Below are 17,214 nucleotides of genomic sequence, written 5' to 3'. Positions count from 1 at the left end.
ACGACCCAGTGCAGGTTCTCGTTCGTGATAATAACGTCGATCAGGCTCTCAAGGCCCTCAAGAAGAAGATGCAGCGTGAAGGCATCTTCCGGGAAATGAAGCTGCGTCGGCACTATGAAAAGCCGTCTGAACGCAAGGCGCGTGAAGCCGCTGAAGCCGTGCGCCGTGCGCGCAAGATGGAGCGCAAGCGTCTGGAACGCGAAGGGTTCTGATCTGTTTTCAGATACCGGGCTCCGCCCGTGGGAAAAGCCGGCTTCCGTATGGGGTCGGCTTTTTTTATGCCGGGCGGCCCGGGGCGCGCGGGATGATCCATGAGACAGCATGCCGAACCCCCATCACCGGTTGAAAACCGTTCCGCCGTGATGCGCCATCTGGACCGGCTGGTGCGGCGTGTGCTGCCGCGCTCTCTGTTGGGGCGCATGCTGCTGATCGGGTTCATTCCCCTGCTGGTGACGCAGGGGATCTCGCTCGAACTGTTTTACGGCAATTACCTCAAGATCGTCTCGCGGCGGCTGTCGGCGGGCGTGGTGAACAATATCGCCATGACCATCGACATCATGGAACGCTATCCCGCGCCATCGGACCGCGCGTGGATCCTGCGCGACGTGCGCGACCGTGCGCAGTTGCACATGACATGGCGCGAAGGGGAAAGCCTGCAGCGCGTGGGATCGAACCATGTGCTGGGACCGGTGGATGACGACCTCGTGCGTGACCTGCGTGTCGCGATCGGACGGCCAGCCTTCGTGGACTGGAAAAGCGACCGCCATATCGTGTCGGTCTTCATCCAGATGCCCGACGGGGTGCTGCGTGTCGATACACCGCGCAAGCGGCTGGACGTGGCGCCGGTGTGGCTGTTTGTCGCATGGGCGACGGGCAGTGCGCTGCTGCTGTTCTGCATCGCGGCCTTTTTCATGCGCAACCAGGTGCGCGCCATACGGCGGCTGGCGCGGGCGGCGGAACTGTTCGGGCTGGGACGCGACATCGACCCCATCCACCCCGAAGGCGCGCAGGAGATCCGCAAGGCAGCGGTGGCGTTCAACCGCATGCGCGACCGCATCTTCCGCTTTGTGGAACAGAGGACATCGGTGCTGGCCGGGGTCTCGCACGACCTGCGCACGCCACTGACGCGCCTGCGCCTGACGCTGGCGATGGTGCCGCGTCAGGGGACCATCCGGGCGGCGGACCTGCAACCCGATATCGAGGACATGGTGGCCGATGTCGGGGAGATGGAACGCATGATCGAGAGCTACCTGTCCTTTGCGCGGGGGGAGGGGGCGGAAGTTCCGGCAATGGTGGATGTGCGCGAACTGCTTGAGGAGGTCGCAACGGCCGCCCGTCGTGCCGGGGCGCGTGATGTCAGCGTCCTTGTCACGCGCGCGTCGTATATCGTGGTGCGCCCGGCCGCGTTCCGGCGCGTGCTATCGAACATCGTGGACAATGCGCGCCGCCACGCCAGCCACATCCGGCTGAGTGCGCGCAAGAAGCGCAGCAGCACCGTCATCTATGTCGATGATGACGGGTGCGGGATTGATGAATCACGCCGCGAAAGCGTCTTTCGCCCCTTTGAAAGCGGGCGTGACGGCGGCACCGGGCTGGGCCTTGCCATCGCGCGTGACATCATCCATGCGCATGGGGGCGAAATCCGGCTGGACAGCAGCCCGTCGGGCGGCCTGAGCGTCCGGATTGTCATCCCGGACTGAAAGTGATGGAAGTCTTCGGGTGCTGCCTGTTTTCAAAAAAAGCGGCGTTTTCCTGAAGCGTTTTCGATCAAAAGCTTCAGCAGAAACTTCTTTATGATGCCCATGAGTCCGATGCGCCATGCCCGATGACGCGGAACGTCGGGATCAGGGCAGGCTGTTGCCCTGGCCACCATGGCCCGGGCCACCGTTCATGCTGTTCATCGGGCCGGTACTGCCGCCATAGGTGCTGGTCATCTGGCTCATGGGGTTGTAGCGGCCGACATTGCCCAGGATCTGCTGCATGATGTTGATCTTGGTGCCTGGCGTCGGTGTCTTGCCCATCGCCATGCTGACATAGCGCGCATCATCCTTGTGCAGGGTGCGCAGGTTGCGCAGGATGCCGCCCTCGTCAAACGTCAGGACCACGACCTGCTGCTTGTCGATATGGGGAAAGCTGATGGGCGCCAGCGTCTGGCGCATGGAGATGTAGATCCACGTATTGTCGTCGAACGTCGCACGGCTGGTAGGGGAGCCGAGGAGGTCCATGACATCGGAACGTGAACTCGTCCCCGTCTTGAGCTGGTTGTAGTCATCCGCCTGCACGAGGGAGCCGCGCTGGACCACGCTTGGCTTGAACGCGACGCATCCCGACAGCGACAGGCCAACCCCGATGACAGCGCACGAAAACAGGCGTAAGGAACGGGGGCGGGAAAAGATGTGCTGCGCTGGCCTCATGATCGGATAAAGCGTCCTGGTAAGATGCTGCAGATAGACAGTCCGACCTTCCGGGTGCCTTATTGGTCAAATGAAGTCAATCGCAGATCCGATGCAAGGCGGAAAAACACATCCGCCCCTTTCGGTCGCGGTGATGGCTGCCCGGCATGCCCGTTGGCCCGGCATGGTCCCCATGGCCGGGGACATGCCGGAATTGCAGGAGAAGAGACGAGCTATGGATCCAGAATTTTCCCGTCGCGTCCCGGTGGGACGCATCGCGGCCAAGGGCATGGAAACCTCCATCGAGGCCACGCCCGCGGAATGCGCCGCCCTGGCGCGGCGTTTCGGGATCCCCGCGATCCGCGACCTTGCCTGCCGCTACCGCCTTGTGCCCGGCAGGCAGGGGGAGGTGATGGCCGAAGGATGGCTGACGGCGCATGTGACGCAGGAATGTGTCGTCAGCCTCGAGCCGTTCGAGGACGCCGTCGCCGAATCCTTTACCGTGCGCTGCATCCCGGCCGAACGCTTCCGCGAGGACGACGAGGTCGATCCCTTCAGCATCGACGAGGTCCCCTATGAGCGCGAGACGATCGACCTTGGCGAACTCGCGGCGGAGGAACTGTCGCTTGGCCTCGATCCCTATCCGCACAAGCCCGGAAGCGTGATTCCCGTCGAACTGCTCGACGTGGAGGAGGAAGACGATGCCGGGGAGGGCGAGGAGCCAAAGCGCCAGCCTTTCGCCGCCCTTGCGGACCTCAAGAAAAAGCATAACTGAGGCGTCAGGGCACGCCCGGGGGGCGGCTGGCGTCCGGCGGATCGCAAGATCGTCTCTTGCGGAATGTCCGATCGTCTGCTAGAGCGCCCCCCTCAATTGTTGATAACTGACCGGGTGACACCTCGCTGGCGTTACCGGGTTGTGATCCCAGATCGGAGGGGCCCAGGCCCATGGCTGTACCTAAGAGAAAAACCTCGCCGTCCCGTCGTGGCATGCGTCGCAGCCATGCTGCGCTGCCCGTGCAGGCACATGCGGAATGCTCCAACTGCGGCGAACTGAAGCGCCCGCACCATGTCTGCAGCCACTGTGGACATTATGACGGCCGCGAAGTCGCATCCGCGGGCAAGGCGCTGAAGACCGCCGTCCGCGCCTGATACACGTTCGACGCGGTTACCTGTCGGGACGGGAGATGCCATTGACATGGCGCGGGAATGCCACATGCAGGCGTCCCCGCCCGTCCGGATTGCGCAGGAAAATGCTGCATGAAGGGGGTATCCCCTTTCGGCACTTGCGCGTTTTACCTTCACCCGGCACAAGACGAGCATGACCGAGACAGGTTCCTCTTTTTCCGCGACACAGTCCTACACTCTGGCCATTGATGGAATGGGTGGGGATGGTGGCCCGGAAGTCGTGGTGGCCGGACTGGCGATTGCCGCAGACCGGCATCCATCCGCCAGAATTCTTCTGATTGGCGATGAAAGGCGGCTGCAGGCCCTTCTGGCGCAGCATCCGCGTGCGGCGGCGATCTGCACGATCCGTCCAGCCGGTTCCGCCATTTCCATGGAAATGAAACCCACCGCCGCATTGCGGGTGCGCGATTCCTCGCTGCGCCTGTCGATGGACGCCGTCGCCAATGGCGAGGCGATGGGCGTGGTCTCCGCTGGCAACAGCGGCGCGATGCTGGCGCTGGCCAAGATCGTGATCAAGACCCTGCCGGGCATTTCACGTCCCGCGATGGCGGCGATCAGTCCCACGACGAAAGGGGACGTGGTCATGCTCGACCTCGGCGCCAATGTCGCGTGCGACTGGCGCAACCTCGTCGAATTCGCGGTGATGGGCGAAGCCTTCGCCAAGGCGGTGCTGGGCCTGCCCGCGCCGACGATCGGGCTGCTCAATGTCGGGTCGGAGGAACTCAAGGGCGACGAACGCCTGCGCCAGGCGGCCGAAGTGCTGCGTGGCAGTCCGCTGGCACGGCAGTTCCATGGCTTTGTGGAGGGGCACGACATCACCGCCGGCACGACCGACGTGGTGGTGACGGACGGCTTTACCGGCAATGTCGCGCTCAAGACCGGCGAGGGCGCGCTGAAGATGGCCTTTACCCTGCTGCGGCAGGTGTTCAGTTCCGGCCTGCTGGGCCGGATCGGCTATCTGCTGGTGCGTCCCGGGCTGGAACGGATGAAGGAATGGCTCGACCCGCGGCGGTATAATGGCGCGGTGTTCGTCGGGCTTAACGGCGTGGTGGTGAAGTCGCATGGCGGCACCGATGCCGAAGGCTTCGCCTCGGCCGTGGATGTGGCGATCGACATGGTTACCCATGATTTCAATGCCGGTATCCGTGACCAGCTTTCCCGGATGGGAAGCCTGACGGCCAGCAGGTTCAGTAACGAAAAGGAGCCGACACAGGCAGTTTCGGCTTCCTGAGTCGCTGCCGTGGGCAAGGGGACATGCGCACCCGCAGGGCGCGACGTGCATGACCCCGCCCCAACAGGTTTGGACAGACACGCATGAAGGCGAGACGCTCGCTGCTGAAGGGTTTTGGCGGCTACCTGCCGGACAGAATCGTGACCAACGATGAACTGGCCACCAGTGGGCTGGAAACCTCTGACGAGTGGATACGCGCCCGCACCGGCATCGCGCAGCGCCATCGCGCCGGGCCGGAGGATACGGCCGTCAGCATGGCGGCCCATGCCGGCAGGCAGGCCCTTGAATACGCCAGTGCCTCGCCCGATGATGTCGATGCCATCATCGTCGCCACCAGCACGCCGGACCAGGCCTTTCCCTCCACCGCCGTGCGGGTGCAGGGGGAACTTGGCATCACCACCGGCTTTGGCTTTGACGTCGCGGCGGCATGCTCGGGGTTCATTTTCGCCCTGTCCACCGCCGATGCGCTGATCCGCAGCGGGCAGGCCCGTTCCGCGCTGGTGATCGGCAGCGAGGTCTATTCACGCATTCTTGATCCGGACGACCGCTCCACCTTCGTCCTGTTCGGCGACGGGGCGGGCGCGGTCTTCCTGCAGGCGACGGAGGAAGAGGGGGAGCAGGGGATCCTGTCCACCCACCTGCATTCCGACGGGCGTTATGGCGACCTACTGTATGTGGATGGCGCGATTGGGCAGAAGGACAAAAGCGCCTACCTGAAGATGCAGGGGCGCGATGTCTTCCGTCATGCCGTGGCCAAGCTGTCCTCCTCGGTGGATGAGGTGCTGGCGGCCAACGGCCTGAAATATGAAGATGTGGCCTGGCTTGTGCCGCATCAGGCGAACCTGCGGATCATTGATGGTGTCGCGCGAAAGCTGCACCTGCCGCCCGAACGGGTGGTCATCACGGTGGACCGCCATGCCAATACGTCCGCCGCCTCGATTCCGCTGGCGCTGAACGAAGCGGTGCGTGACGGCCGGATTCGCAGCGGTGACCTCGTGCTGATGGAGGCGCTGGGCGGCGGATTGACCTGGGGGGCGGCGCTGGCGCGGATATAGGCGTCGCGTCGGGGCCGTATCCGGCTGCGGGGGCAAGAAAAAAACACACCTGTCAGCACATTGAATTGACGCTGACGGATGGCATGCATAACGTTGCTGCATGAGCACAGTGACCCGCGCCACTCTGGCAGAACAAATCTACAGTCAGGTTGGACTTTCCCGTCATGAGTCCGCCGACATCCTTGAACACGTCCTGGAAAAAGTGGCCCATGCACTCGAAGCCGGGGACACCGTAAAGATCAGCGGATTCGGTACGTTTTCCGTCCGCAGGAAGGGGCGACGCACGGGACGCAACCCCAAGACGGGGGTTGAGGTTCCGATCCTGCCGCGTTCCGTCCTGGTCTTCCGGCCCAGCCAGCTTCTGCGGGCGAATGTGAACGGTAATGCCGGACATATGAATGCAGAGGACGACGAATGAATGTCCATGACCCCGCGCCGGGCGTCGTAAACGCCGCCACCGCCACACCGGCATCAACCGATGATGCCCTGCCGATCTATGAGGTCGCGCGGCAGCTTGGTATTGCCCAGCATGTGCTGCGGACATGGGAAAACCGTTTTCCCCAGTTGCAGCCCATCCGTGGGCCAAGCGGTCGGCGTCTTTACCGGCCCGATGATGTCCAGTTGCTGCGTCGTATTTCCGACATGCTGTATGTCCGCCATCTCTCGCTTGGAGAGGTGCAGCGTATCCTTGCCGGGATGCCGGGGACACGCGACATTGCCGGTGAGGCCACTACGCCTGCCGTCACGCCACAGGTGGCGGAGCCCGGCCCTGCCGCGCGCCCTTCGGTCGTGGAGATCACGGATGTGCAGGTCGAGGAAATCGAGACCGTCACCGTCATCCACCAGCAGGTGAGTGCAGCACCTCCTGCCACGCCTCCTGCGTCGGAAGAAAAGGCGCAGGCGGAGCAGGAAGACATGTCGGCCCCTGCCGCAGGCCCTGCGCCTGTTGCCGTCACGGTTGAGGATGTTGCTCCCGAAGCCGCAGCCCCGGAAGTGCCAGCCCCGCCGGTCGCGAGTTCCCCGGAAGGGGAGGCGCCCGCCACCCTGCCGTCGCAGTTTGAGGCTGCATCCGCGTCATCTGCCGCCGCCCCAGAAGGCAGCGATGCCACGGAATCTGTGGAGGAAGATGGCACCCCTGCGGATGCCGTGCCGGATGCGGCGCCACAGGTGGCTGCACAGGCGGATGGGGCCGAGGAGGAGGAACCGCCGCTCGAACAGCTTGTCATGCTGGAGCTTGAGCGCCTGCGGGCTGAAAATGTGGTGCTGCGCGATCATCTGCGCGGCGTGCTCGTTGAACTTGAGGCCCTGCGGGAGATGGTGCCGGTCTGAGGATTGGTCCTGTCGCAAGGGATCGGAAGGGGCAGGGACCGCGTGTTCCTGCCCCTTCGTTTTTTATGTCCCTATTTTTGCAATTGAATGAAGAAGATGACTTGCGGGCACCGGGCGGGCCTGCTACACGATGCGTCATCGCAGAAAGGCGGGCAGTAGCGCAGCCTGGTAGCGCATCAGTCTGGGGGACTGGGGGTCGTGGGTTCGAATCCCGCCTGCCCGATATCCCTGTCTGCGATAAAAACTCCCTGAAATATGAAAATTTCCTGTGCCCCTGACCGGGGCATGCGCGTCCGTGCGTGCAGGGGGCAGTCCCCAAGGCATAAGGACGTGTTTGGTGAGGCCCCTTGGCCTGAAAACGCCTTGGAAAATGCCGTCTTTCAGGCCGGCAGGCGGCCTCCAGACGGTCCCTTAGTCGCGCACGCGCGTCCAGTTGCGCCATAGCATGTGCAGCACGGCCATGATGGCCGGCCCCATGAACAGGCCCAGCAGGTTCCAGCTTTCCGCCCCGCCCAGGATCCCCGTCAGCACCCATAGGAATGGCAGTTGCGTTGACCCGCCGATCAGGGCCGGACGCACGAGATGATCGGCGAGGAAGATCACCGCCAGTCCGACCAGCATGATGACAATGGCGATCACCGCGCTGCCCTTGATCAGCAGCAGGGTGGCCACGATGCCAATCGCGATCATGGCGCAGAACGGGATCATGGCGGCCACGGCCGTCACGACCCCGAACAGGAACGCATGGGGCGCACCCGCGATCAGGTAGGCAACCCCCATCACCACGCCTTCACCCATGCCCACCAGCACCAGTCCCGCGACCGTGCCGTGGATGGAGGCGATGATCTGCAGCGCGATCCGCTCCCCCCGCTTGCCAAAGGCGCGGCGTGACACGACCAGGCACTGGCGGATGACGCTGTCCCCGTCCTTGAGCAGGAAGAACAGTGTCAGGATGGAAAAGATGAACAGGATGCCACGGTGCGCCAACTGGCTGCCCACCTGCTGCGTCATCTTCACGCTCTGCCCGATGCGCAATGACCCCAGCAGGGCGGAAAAATCATCGGGGTTCTGCAGGTGGCTTTCCCACCATGCCCGCAGGGTCTGCGCGCCAAGCGGCAGGTGATCGATCCATTGCGGCACCGGCATGCCCGACTGCCGCGCGTTGTTCAGCAGGTGCAGCACCCCTTCGGCATCGCGTGCGGCCTCCAGCCCGAACAGGGTGACGGGCACAAGGAAGATCAGCGCGATCCCGAGTGTGAAGGCCGCAGGCAGCAGCAACTGGTGTGTCGCGGCATGCCAGCGCGTGCGCGCCCGGACATAGAGCGGCCATGACGCGATGGCGAAGATGCCGCCCCAGATCAGCGACGGCAGGAAGCCACGGACCGTATACAACGCCATTGCGACAAAAAACAGCGCCAGCAGGCCGCGTGCGATCCGCTGCGTGCGCTGCTTCTCCCGAAAGGAGCGGAATGTCCGCAGCGACTGTCTGTTTTCGTCAAGACCGGGTTCCGGGACATGGGACTCGGCGCCAGCGTTCTTGTGGTCCGGCATGGTCATCCTTGTGATGGGACGCGCCCGGACGGGACCGGGCGGTGGTGCGGTGGAACGGGGTCAGGCGGTTTCAACGGCCCAGATGGCAAAGGCATGTATCAGGGCCGCATCGCGCAGGGAATCGAAACGACCCGTCGCCCCCCGATGTCCCGCCTCCATATTGGTGCGTAACATGACCGGGCGCGAGGACAGCGTGTTTTCACGCAGTCGCGCCACCCATTTCGCGGGCTCCCAGTAGGTCACGCGCGGGTCCGTCAACCCCCCCATCGCCAGGATGGCGGGATAGGCGCGCGGCCGCACCTGTTCATAGGCGGCATAGCTTTCGATCAGGTCGTAGGCCGCCACGTCCTCCAGCGGGTTGCCCCATTCGGGCCATTCCGGCGGCGTCAGCGGCAGGGAGGCATCCGACATGGTGTTGAGTTCATCGACGAACGGCACGACCGCGACGATCCCGGCAAACAGGTCCGGCCGCATGTTCGCGATCGCCCCCATGACCATCCCCCCGGCAGAGCGTCCGTCGGCCACGATTCGTCCCGCCGTGCCGAATCCCTGCGCAACCAGATGTTCGGCGCAGGCGATGAAATCGGTGAAGCTGTTGGGCTTGTTTTTGCCGCGCCCGCCAAGGAACCAGTTCCAGCCCTTTTCCGAACCGCCACGCACATGGGCGATGGCGTAAAACCAGCCCCGGTCCACAAGGCTGAGCACGCGGGTGGAGAAATCAGGCTCGATCGCATGCCCGTAGGAGCCATACCCATACAGCAGCAGCGGCGCGGAACCATCGCACGGCGCGTCATGGCGGCCCAGCACGGTAACGGGCACCTCCTGCCCGTCGGACGCGCGGGCCATCAGCCGCCAGCAGCGATAGTGGGCCGGGTCATGGCCGGAGGGGACATCCTGCTGCTTGAGCAGGGTATGCGTGCGCCGCGCCATGTCATAGGCGAACCACTGCCGCGGCGTTGTGGGCGACTGGTAGATGTAGCGCAGTTCCACCGTGTCATATTCATACCCGCCCGAAAGGGAAAGGTCATAGGCGGCCTCCCGCGGGGCGAGGGCATGGCGCTCCCCGCTGCGGGACTGCATGATGATGCGGCAGTTGGCGTTGTGGCGTTCGCGCCAGACCAGCCAGTCGGCGAAGGTCTGGCATTCGGTGATGTAGCGGCCGGGTTCATGCGCCACCAGTTCGCGCCAGTTCGCGCGTGCGGGGGCATCCTGCGGGGCGAGTTTCAGCGTGAAATCCACTGCGCCACCGGCATTGGTCAGCACGACGAAATCCGTGCCCCAGTGATGCAGCGTGTACATCACGCCAGTGCTGCGCGCCTCCACACAGGCCGGGGCGGCATCGGGGGTGGCGGCCGGGATCAGCCAGGATTCGGACGTATCATGGTTGCCCGCCGTGATGATGATCCACTGGCCCGATCGCGTGGCCTCCACCCCGACAAAGAAACCCGCGTCCTTTTCCTCATAGACGAGGATATCGGTATCGCCACCGACCTTTCGGCGATAGACGCGGGCGGGGCGGCCATGGTCGTCGCGCCAGATCCAGAACAGGTGGCGGCTGTCGGGGGCGAAGGTGAACGCGCCGCTGCAATTGTCGATTGGCGGGCCAAGAGGTTCGCCGGTTGCGATGTCATTGACCCGCACGCGATAGATCTCCGACCCCTGCGTATCCTCGGCATAGGCGAAAAGCCTGTGATCCGGGCTGTGGGCTGCGGTGGCGACGGCGAAATAGTCGTGCGTGGCGGCGCGGGCGTTCATGTCGAGCAGTACCTGCTCGTCCTGCGGCGCATCGGCGCGGTGGCGGGCATAAACGGGATACTGCGCGCCCCCGTCATAGCGTGTGTAATAGGACCATGGCCCGTGCGGCAGGGGGGGATAGGATTCCACTTCCTGCATCCGCCCCTTCATTTCCGCGACCAGGGTGGCCTGCAGGTCCTGCGTGCCGGACAGGATTTCGGCGGTGTAGGTGTTTTCCGCCCGCAGGTGGGTCGCGATGTCCTCGCGCAGCAGGGCGGGGTCGCGCAGGACCTCCTGCCAGTTCTCGTCCTTCATCCACGCATATTCGTCATGCCGCACGCGGCCAAGCTGCTCTATGCGGTTGGGGATCCTGCGCGCGACGGGGGGCTGGGGCAGCGGCCGGGTCATGGGCATCGGTCCTTCATGTCGGTGGCGGGGGACGGCCCCGGCGGGTTGTCCGCCATGGCGGCATGTCCCGCGCGAAATGGCAATAACGAATGGCAGTCAGTGGCGATGCGGGCGACAGCGTCCTGCCGCCCGGGCCGCCATCAGGCCTGCGCCGGGGTGGCAGGGGCGAAGAACCGCCAGCCATCAAGCCCCGCGCGCAGGCGCTGCCCCTCTGGCGAGGTCGCGTCGATCAGGCCCGTGCGCAGGAACAGGTCGATCAGGACAAGGTTGACGTTGAATTTGAAGGCGTCGGTGTCGCGCACCAGCCGGAAGGCCTCGGTCAGGGGAATGAGGGAGAATTCCTCCACTTCCCCATCGGCGGGGCGGGGGATGAAATCCTCGGGCAGGACGATCTCGAAACAGTGCAGGATGTCGCGGCGCAGCCCCTCCGGCCGGTCAAGGGCGTAACGTATGTTCACCGTGGGCGTTGCGTGCGCCAGCAGGCTGGCCGGCAGGCTGGCTTCCTCCGCCGCTTCCTTCAGCAGTGCCTCGGCAGGGGTATGTCCCGCCGGGATCCCGCCCGCCACAAGGTGGTCGAGCTTGCCGGGGTCAAGCCGCTTCGTCATCGACCGGCGCGCGATCCACAGGTGCAGCCCGTCCGCGCGCCGCACCAGCCCGTTGAGGTGCACGCCCTGCGCCATCAGCCCGAACAGCGGCAGCGCGCCGCGGTCGATCCGCGCGACCGGTGGGGCATCGACATCCGTGCGCACATCGAACAGTTCATGGTGGGAGCGGTAGACGCCCTGCCTTGCCATGTCCTCGGCAATCCGTTCCAGCCGTGACGGATCGGACAGCGTCACCACGCCATCCGCATGGGTCATGCCATGTTCCAGCAGGACGGGCAGCAGTTCGGGCGTGACCCATCCGGCAGGCGTCGCGCCAAGGTGGAACGCCAGCCGCCGCCCCGGCAGGGTCGCGGTGTTGCAGGCGGCGATATGGCGGAAAAAGGGATTCAGGTCGGTGGACATGGAACCATCACTTCATATTGGGGCTCCGTTGCCATAACGGCTGCTCCGGGGGCTGACAATCCTTTGCTCAGGCCGCAGCACCTGTCCGGTGGCTACGGAACCGGTGTGGAATATGGCTTGCAAATCGGTGGGGGCATGTCACATCCGAAGGCATGACTGCATCCCGTGCCACCGACCGCCGCGCGCCCGATACCGAAACCTCGGCCATCAAGACCCTGCATGCCCTGCTGCCGTACCTGTGGCCGCCGCATGACCTTGGCGTGCGCCTGCGGGTGGTGGGGGTGTGCGTGCTTCTGGTGCTGGCGAAGGTGGCCACGATCTGCGTGCCCTACCTCTACAGCCGGGTGATCGACGCACTGCATCCGGGGCCGTCGGCGGGGATGCTGCCGCTGCTGCTGGTCGTGGCGTATGGGGGGCTGCGCATGCTGGCCGCGGGGCTTGGCGAACTGCGTGACGCGCTGTTCGCGCCGCTGCGCTTTCGCATCAGCCGCGTCGCCGCCATCCGCAGTTTCGAGCACATGCACCAGCTTTCGCTGCGCTTTCACCTCAACCGGCAGTCCGGCAGCGTCACTCGTGCCATCGCGCGCGGGACGGAGGCGATCGAGACGCTGCTGCGCGTGGGCGTGTTCAACGTGGTGCCGACCCTGATCGAGGCGCTGATGGTCATCATCGTCATCTGGCGGCTGTTCGACTGGCGCTATGCCATCATCATGCTGGTGGCGGTCGCGGCGTATGTCGGCTTTACGGTATCGTTCACCTCATGGCGGATCGGGCTGCGCCGCCGCATGAACGAGATCAACAGCGAGGCAAGCTGGAAGGCGCTCGACAGCCTGCTCAATTACGAGACGGTCAAGTATTTCGGCAACGAGGCGCATGAGCGCGACCGGTACGAGGATGCGCAGGACCGGTATGAAAAGGCGGCGATCCGCACGCAGCTTTCGCTCAACGGGCTGAATTTCGGGCAGGCGGCGATCATCGCCGTGGCCCTGATCGCGGTCATGCTGATGGCCGCGCGCGACGTGGAGGCCGGGCGGCTGAGCGTCGGGCATTTCGTGCTGGTCAACACCTACCTGATGCAACTTTACCTGCCGCTGAACTTCCTGGGCAGCGTCTATTCCTCCCTGCGCAATTCGCTGGTGGACCTTGAACACATGTTCGCGCTGCTTGATGAGCGTTCCGACGTGGTGGACCGTACCGGCGCGCTGACGCTGCCCGCACGCCTTGACGAGGCCCCGGCCGCCGATGTCCGCTTCCGCCATGTGCGCTTTGGCTACCGGCCGGGGCGCGAGATCCTGCATGATGTCAGCTTCCACGTCCGCGCGGGCAGCCGTGTCGCCATCGTCGGGCCGACGGGGGCGGGCAAGTCCACCATCAGCAGGCTGCTGTTCCGCTTCTACGACGTGGATGCGGGGTCGATCGAGGTCGATGGCCACGACATCCGCGACTATGCGCAATCGGCCCTGCGCGCGGCCATCGGCGTCGTGCCGCAGGATACCATCCTGTTCAACGACACCATCGGCTACAACATCGCCTATGGCTGCCTTGGCGCGACACAGGCGCAGGTGGAGCAGGCGGCGCGACTGGCGCGGATCCATGACTTCATCGCCTCGCTGCCCGATGGCTATGCCACGCGCGTGGGCGAACGCGGGCTGAAGCTGTCGGGCGGGGAAAAGCAGCGCGTGGCGATCGCGCGCACCATCCTGAAGAACCCGCGCATCCTGCTGCTGGACGAGGCGACAAGTGCGCTGGATACGCGCACCGAACATGAAATCCAGTCCGCCCTGCGCACGGTGGCCGCGCACCGGACCACCATCATCATCGCCCACAGGCTGTCGACCGTGATCGACGCGGATGAAATCCTCGTGATGGAAAAGGGGGTGATCCGCGAACGTGGCGACCACCGCACGCTGCTCGAACGTGGGGGGCTGTACGCCGGGATGTGGGCCGCGCAGGCGGAGGAGAACGCAAAGGCGCAGGTGGCCCAGGACTGATGCCGTGCCCCCGCCGGTGGCGCGGGACGGACATCGCGCGTCGGCACGCCCTCTGGTCAGCGGCGTGGGCAGGGTCCATATGAAGGACACGAACAGACAAGCCGGAAGGGAGCTTTCCTGAAATGACGGATACGAAGAACACGCCCCATGACGCCGCCGGGGCCGGGCAGGATGGCGGTATCCCCGCCGAACTGAGCCATTGCGGCGCGGTCGTGGACAAGGCGATCGAATACATGCTGGGTGAAAACCTGCCGCCGGTTGCCATCTCCTCCGCGCTGCTGGGTGGCGCGCTGGGCCTGCTGTCGCGCACCATGGGCAAGGACGCCATGCAGGCGATGCTTGAAAATGCCCTGCACAGCGTGCAGGCGGGCGAACTGCACCCCGAACATGACCGCGCGGGCAAGAACTGACGCAGGGGGATGTGTCACATTCCCGCCGAATCAGGAGGGGAGAGGGGCAAAAAACCCTGTTTTCAGACAAAAAACGCCGAATCATGGCATATCCGTCTTGACGGATTGCGGTGGTTTGGCGATAAGCCGCGCCTAATCTAGACGATCCTTAAGCCGGGCATCAGTGCCTCGGCCCCAGTCTTATCCGAGGATGATACTTATGTCTCGCCGTTGCCAGATCACGGGCAAAGGCGTGCTGACCGGAAACAACGTCAGCCACGCCAACAACAAGTCCCGCCGCCGTTTCCTGCCGAACCTGCAGGAAACCTCGCTCCTGTCCGACATTCTCGGCACGCCGGTGCGCCTGCGCCTGAGCACCAACGGGATCCGCACGGTCGAGCATAATGGCGGTCTGGACGCGTTCCTGCTGTCCACGCCCAACCGGAAGCTGACGCCCGAGGCGATGACCGTCAAGCGCCGCATCCTGCGCGTGCAGGGCCGCAAGGCCGCCGCCGCAGCCTGAAGGCGGCCACGACCCGCATCCGCGCCGTGAAGAACGCGCGGATGCGGTGTCGCGCAGAGGCCTGGCCGATGTCAGGTCCGTTATTCCGTCGTGCCGGTCTGCATCGTCCAGCCATCGCGGTTTGGGGCGGGAGCAGCTCACGGTCCCGGCAGGCGCGAAGGGAACCCCGTCCCGTTCGCGCCCACGTTGTCTTGTGGAGGTTCTCCCGTGTCCGACAAGTCTGATCTGTCCCTGATTCGCAATATCGGTATTACCGCGCACATCGATGCGGGTAAGACCACGACGACCGAGCGCATCCTGTATTACACCGGTGTGTCGCACAAGATCGGTGAAGTCCATGAGGGCAACACCACCACCGATTACATGGCGCAGGAACGTGAGCGCGGCATCACCATCACGTCCGCCGCCGTGACGTGCGAATGGGAAGGCCATCGCATCAACATCATCGACACCCCGGGCCACATTGACTTCAACATCGAAGTCAACCGCTCGCTGCGTGTGCTCGATGGCGCGGTGTTCATCATCGAAGGCGTCGCCGGCGTGCAGCCGCAGTCGGAAACCAACTGGCGTCTGGCCGACCGCTACAACGTCCCGCGCATCATCTTCATCAACAAGCTGGACCGCACCGGCGCCGATTTCTATCACGCGTTCGACACGCTGAAGGAAAAGCTCGACATCGTCGCGATTCCGCTGCAGCTGCCGATTGGCGCGGAAGAGAACTTCGTCGGTGTCGTTGACCTGATCGAGATGAAGGCCATCGTCTGGGAAGGCGGCGAACTCGGCGCGAAGTTCCATGACGAGGAAATCCCCGCCGACCTGCTGGAAAAGGCGAAGGAAGCCCGCCAGAACCTGCTCGACACCGCGCTGGCCGTCGATGACGCCGCGATGGAAGAGTATTTCGACAAGGGTGACGTTGATGTCGCGACGCTGAAGCGCTGCATCAAGAAGGGCACCATCTCGGGCGAGTTCCGTCCCGTCCTGTGCGGCACGGCGTTCAAGAACAAGGGCGTTCAGCCGCTGCTCGATGCGGTCATCGACTTCCTGCCCGCGCCGGACGATGTCGAGGGCATCCGCATCGCGCCGCCGGAAGACGAGGAAGTTGACGAGAACAAGCTGCCGATCATCCCGGTCGATCCCGACGGGAAGTTCGCGGGCCTGGCGTTCAAGATCATCAACGACAAGTACGGCACGCTGACGTTCGTGCGTGTCTATCGTGGCGTGCTGCGCACCGGTGACACCGTGCTGAACACCACGAAGGGCCACAAGGAGCGTATCGGCCGCATCTTCCAGATGCACGCGGACAAGCGTGAGGAACTCAAGGAAGTGCATGCCGGTGACATCGCGGCGTTCGTCGGCCTGAAGGACACCCAGACGGGTGATACGCTGGCCGATCCTGCCGATCCGGTGGTTCTGGAACGCATGACCTTCCCGGTTCCCGTCATCGACATCTCCGTCGAGCCGAAGACGAAGGACGCGGTGGAAAAGATGACGCTGGCGCTGCAGAAGCTGTCCGGTGAAGATCCCTCCCTGCGCTTGAAGACCGATCAGGAAACCGGCCAGACCATCCTGTCGGGCATGGGCGAACTGCACCTCGACATCATCATCGACCGCCTGCGTCGTGAATATGGCGTGGATGCGAACATCGGCGCGCCGCAGGTTGCGTATCGCGAGACGATCACCCAGGCGCACACCGAAACCTACACCCACAAGAAGCAGTCGGGTGGTTCGGGCCAGTTCGCGGAAGTGAAGATCGAGTTTGCGCCGGTCGAGCGTAACGAAGGCATCTCCTTCGAGAACAAGGTCGTCGGTGGTTCCGTGCCGCGTGAATACATCCCGGCCGTTGAAAAGGGCATCACCATGCAGGCCTCCACGGGCGTGCTGGCGGGCTTCCCGACGGTGGACTTCAAGTTCACGCTGCTCGACGGTAAGTACCATGACGTCGACTCGTCCGCGCTGGCGTTCGAAATCGCGGCGAAGGCCTGCTTCCGTGAAGGCATGAAGAAGGCCGGTCCGGTCATCCTCGAGCCGATCATGGACGTGGAAATCACCACCCCGAACGACCATGTCGGTGACGTGGTGGGTGACCTGAACCGTCGTCGTGGCATGATCCAGAACCAGGAAAGCTCGGGCTCGACCGTCATGGTCCGTGCGCTGGTGCCGCTGAAGGAAATGTTCGGCTACATCTCGCACCTGCGTTCGATGACGAAGGGCCGTGCGTCCTTCACGATGCAGTTCCATCACTACGATCCGGTGCCGCGCAACGTGGCAGAGGAAATCATGTCCAAGTCCGCCTGATCACGGCAGACAGGACAGACGGGAACAGGGCCAGCCTCCTTCGGGGGCTGGCCTTTTTCTTTGGGAATGTGGGTCTGCCCTGAAACCCGCCAGAGGACATTGCCCTTCGGAAACCATGGCTTT

The 17,214-nt window shown here is 64.2% G+C and carries 16 protein-coding genes and 1 tRNA gene; 13 read left to right on the top strand and 4 right to left on the bottom strand.

Annotated elements, in window-relative coordinates:
- The first annotated feature begins 8 nt into the window (after positions 1-8).
- Positions 9-212, top strand: a complete 204-nt coding sequence (gene rpsU / locus CFR72_RS05685; protein ID WP_010506446.1) for a 30S ribosomal protein S21 — start codon at positions 9-11, stop codon at positions 210-212.
- A 99-nt stretch (positions 213-311) separates the two neighbouring features.
- The gene (locus tag CFR72_RS05680; protein ID WP_110913030.1) at positions 312-1,700 is read left to right on the top strand and encodes an ATP-binding protein; all 1,389 of its coding nucleotides are present in this window, start codon (positions 312-314) and stop codon (positions 1,698-1,700) included.
- A 144-nt stretch (positions 1,701-1,844) separates the two neighbouring features.
- Here the strand turns inward: CFR72_RS05680 and CFR72_RS05675 are convergent, their stop codons facing one another.
- Positions 1,845-2,414, bottom strand: coding sequence for an outer membrane protein assembly factor BamE (locus CFR72_RS05675; RefSeq protein WP_110913029.1), 570 nt, complete (start codon positions 2,412-2,414; stop codon positions 1,845-1,847).
- 214 nt (positions 2,415-2,628) lie between these two features.
- Here CFR72_RS05675 and CFR72_RS05670 point away from each other — a divergent pair, with 214 nt between their 5' ends.
- The 7 genes from CFR72_RS05670 to CFR72_RS05640 all read left to right on the top strand — a co-directional run bounded on the left by CFR72_RS05670 (position 2,629) and on the right by CFR72_RS05640 (position 7,416).
- Positions 2,629-3,168, top strand: coding sequence for a YceD family protein (locus CFR72_RS05670; RefSeq protein ID WP_110913028.1), 540 nt, complete (start codon positions 2,629-2,631; stop codon positions 3,166-3,168).
- A 170-nt stretch (positions 3,169-3,338) separates the two neighbouring features.
- A complete protein-coding gene (gene rpmF, locus CFR72_RS05665; RefSeq protein WP_003620805.1) occupies positions 3,339-3,542 on the top strand; it encodes a 50S ribosomal protein L32 in 204 nt (67 codons plus the stop codon).
- Between the two features lie 169 nt (positions 3,543-3,711).
- The gene (gene plsX / locus CFR72_RS05660; RefSeq protein ID WP_110913027.1) at positions 3,712-4,809 is read left to right on the top strand and encodes a phosphate acyltransferase PlsX; all 1,098 of its coding nucleotides are present in this window, start codon (positions 3,712-3,714) and stop codon (positions 4,807-4,809) included.
- 83 nt (positions 4,810-4,892) lie between these two features.
- A complete protein-coding gene (locus CFR72_RS05655) occupies positions 4,893-5,864 on the top strand; it encodes a beta-ketoacyl-ACP synthase III (RefSeq protein ID WP_110913026.1) in 972 nt (323 codons plus the stop codon).
- Between the two features lie 100 nt (positions 5,865-5,964).
- Positions 5,965-6,282 (top strand): integration host factor subunit alpha, encoded by a 318-nt coding sequence (locus tag CFR72_RS05650; protein WP_110913025.1) that lies wholly within the window; start codon positions 5,965-5,967, stop codon positions 6,280-6,282.
- Positions 6,279-7,193, top strand: coding sequence for a MerR family transcriptional regulator (locus CFR72_RS05645; protein ID WP_110913024.1), 915 nt, complete (start codon positions 6,279-6,281; stop codon positions 7,191-7,193). Before CFR72_RS05650 ends, CFR72_RS05645 begins: the two co-directional genes overlap by 4 nt.
- A gap of 149 nt (positions 7,194-7,342) precedes the next feature.
- Positions 7,343-7,416: transfer RNA gene (locus CFR72_RS05640), tRNA-Pro, on the top strand.
- Positions 7,417-7,604: 188 nt separating this feature from the next.
- Here CFR72_RS05640 and CFR72_RS05635 read toward each other — a convergent pair.
- The 3 genes from CFR72_RS05635 to CFR72_RS05625 all read right to left on the bottom strand — a co-directional run bounded on the left by CFR72_RS05635 (position 7,605) and on the right by CFR72_RS05625 (position 11,893).
- Entirely contained in the window at positions 7,605-8,750 is a 1,146-nt protein-coding gene (locus CFR72_RS05635; RefSeq protein ID WP_110913023.1) for an AI-2E family transporter, read from the bottom strand.
- 54 nt (positions 8,751-8,804) lie between these two features.
- Positions 8,805-10,886, bottom strand: a complete 2,082-nt coding sequence (locus CFR72_RS05630; RefSeq protein WP_408869958.1) for a S9 family peptidase — start codon at positions 10,884-10,886, stop codon at positions 8,805-8,807.
- Between the two features lie 140 nt (positions 10,887-11,026).
- Positions 11,027-11,893, bottom strand: coding sequence for an NUDIX hydrolase (locus CFR72_RS05625; RefSeq protein ID WP_110913022.1), 867 nt, complete (start codon positions 11,891-11,893; stop codon positions 11,027-11,029).
- Between the two features lie 152 nt (positions 11,894-12,045).
- Between CFR72_RS05625 and CFR72_RS05620 the strand changes: the two genes are divergently transcribed.
- The 4 genes from CFR72_RS05620 (at position 12,046) to fusA (ending at position 17,091) form a co-directional block, all read left to right on the top strand.
- Complete coding sequence (locus tag CFR72_RS05620) at positions 12,046-13,884, top strand: ABCB family ABC transporter ATP-binding protein/permease (protein ID WP_110913021.1); 1,839 nt, start codon at positions 12,046-12,048, stop codon at positions 13,882-13,884.
- Positions 13,885-14,006: 122 nt separating this feature from the next.
- Positions 14,007-14,294, top strand: coding sequence for a hypothetical protein (locus tag CFR72_RS05615; RefSeq protein ID WP_110913020.1), 288 nt, complete (start codon positions 14,007-14,009; stop codon positions 14,292-14,294).
- A gap of 199 nt (positions 14,295-14,493) precedes the next feature.
- On the top strand, positions 14,494-14,796 hold the full coding sequence (gene rpmB / locus CFR72_RS05610) for a 50S ribosomal protein L28 (RefSeq protein ID WP_110094223.1): 303 nt from the start codon (positions 14,494-14,496) through the stop codon (positions 14,794-14,796).
- A 207-nt stretch (positions 14,797-15,003) separates the two neighbouring features.
- Positions 15,004-17,091 carry an elongation factor G gene (fusA, locus tag CFR72_RS05605; RefSeq protein WP_110913019.1) on the top strand — a complete coding sequence of 696 codons (2,088 nt, stop codon included), beginning with the start codon at positions 15,004-15,006 and terminating at the stop codon, positions 17,089-17,091.
- Positions 17,092-17,214: the final 123 nt, after the last annotated feature.

The organism is Gluconacetobacter entanii (genome assembly GCF_003206495.1).
Classification (GTDB): Bacteria; Pseudomonadota; Alphaproteobacteria; order Acetobacterales; family Acetobacteraceae; genus Novacetimonas; species Novacetimonas entanii.
The sequence above is the reverse complement of the archived record's forward strand: the minus strand, read 5'-3'. Positions and strand labels throughout refer to the sequence as shown.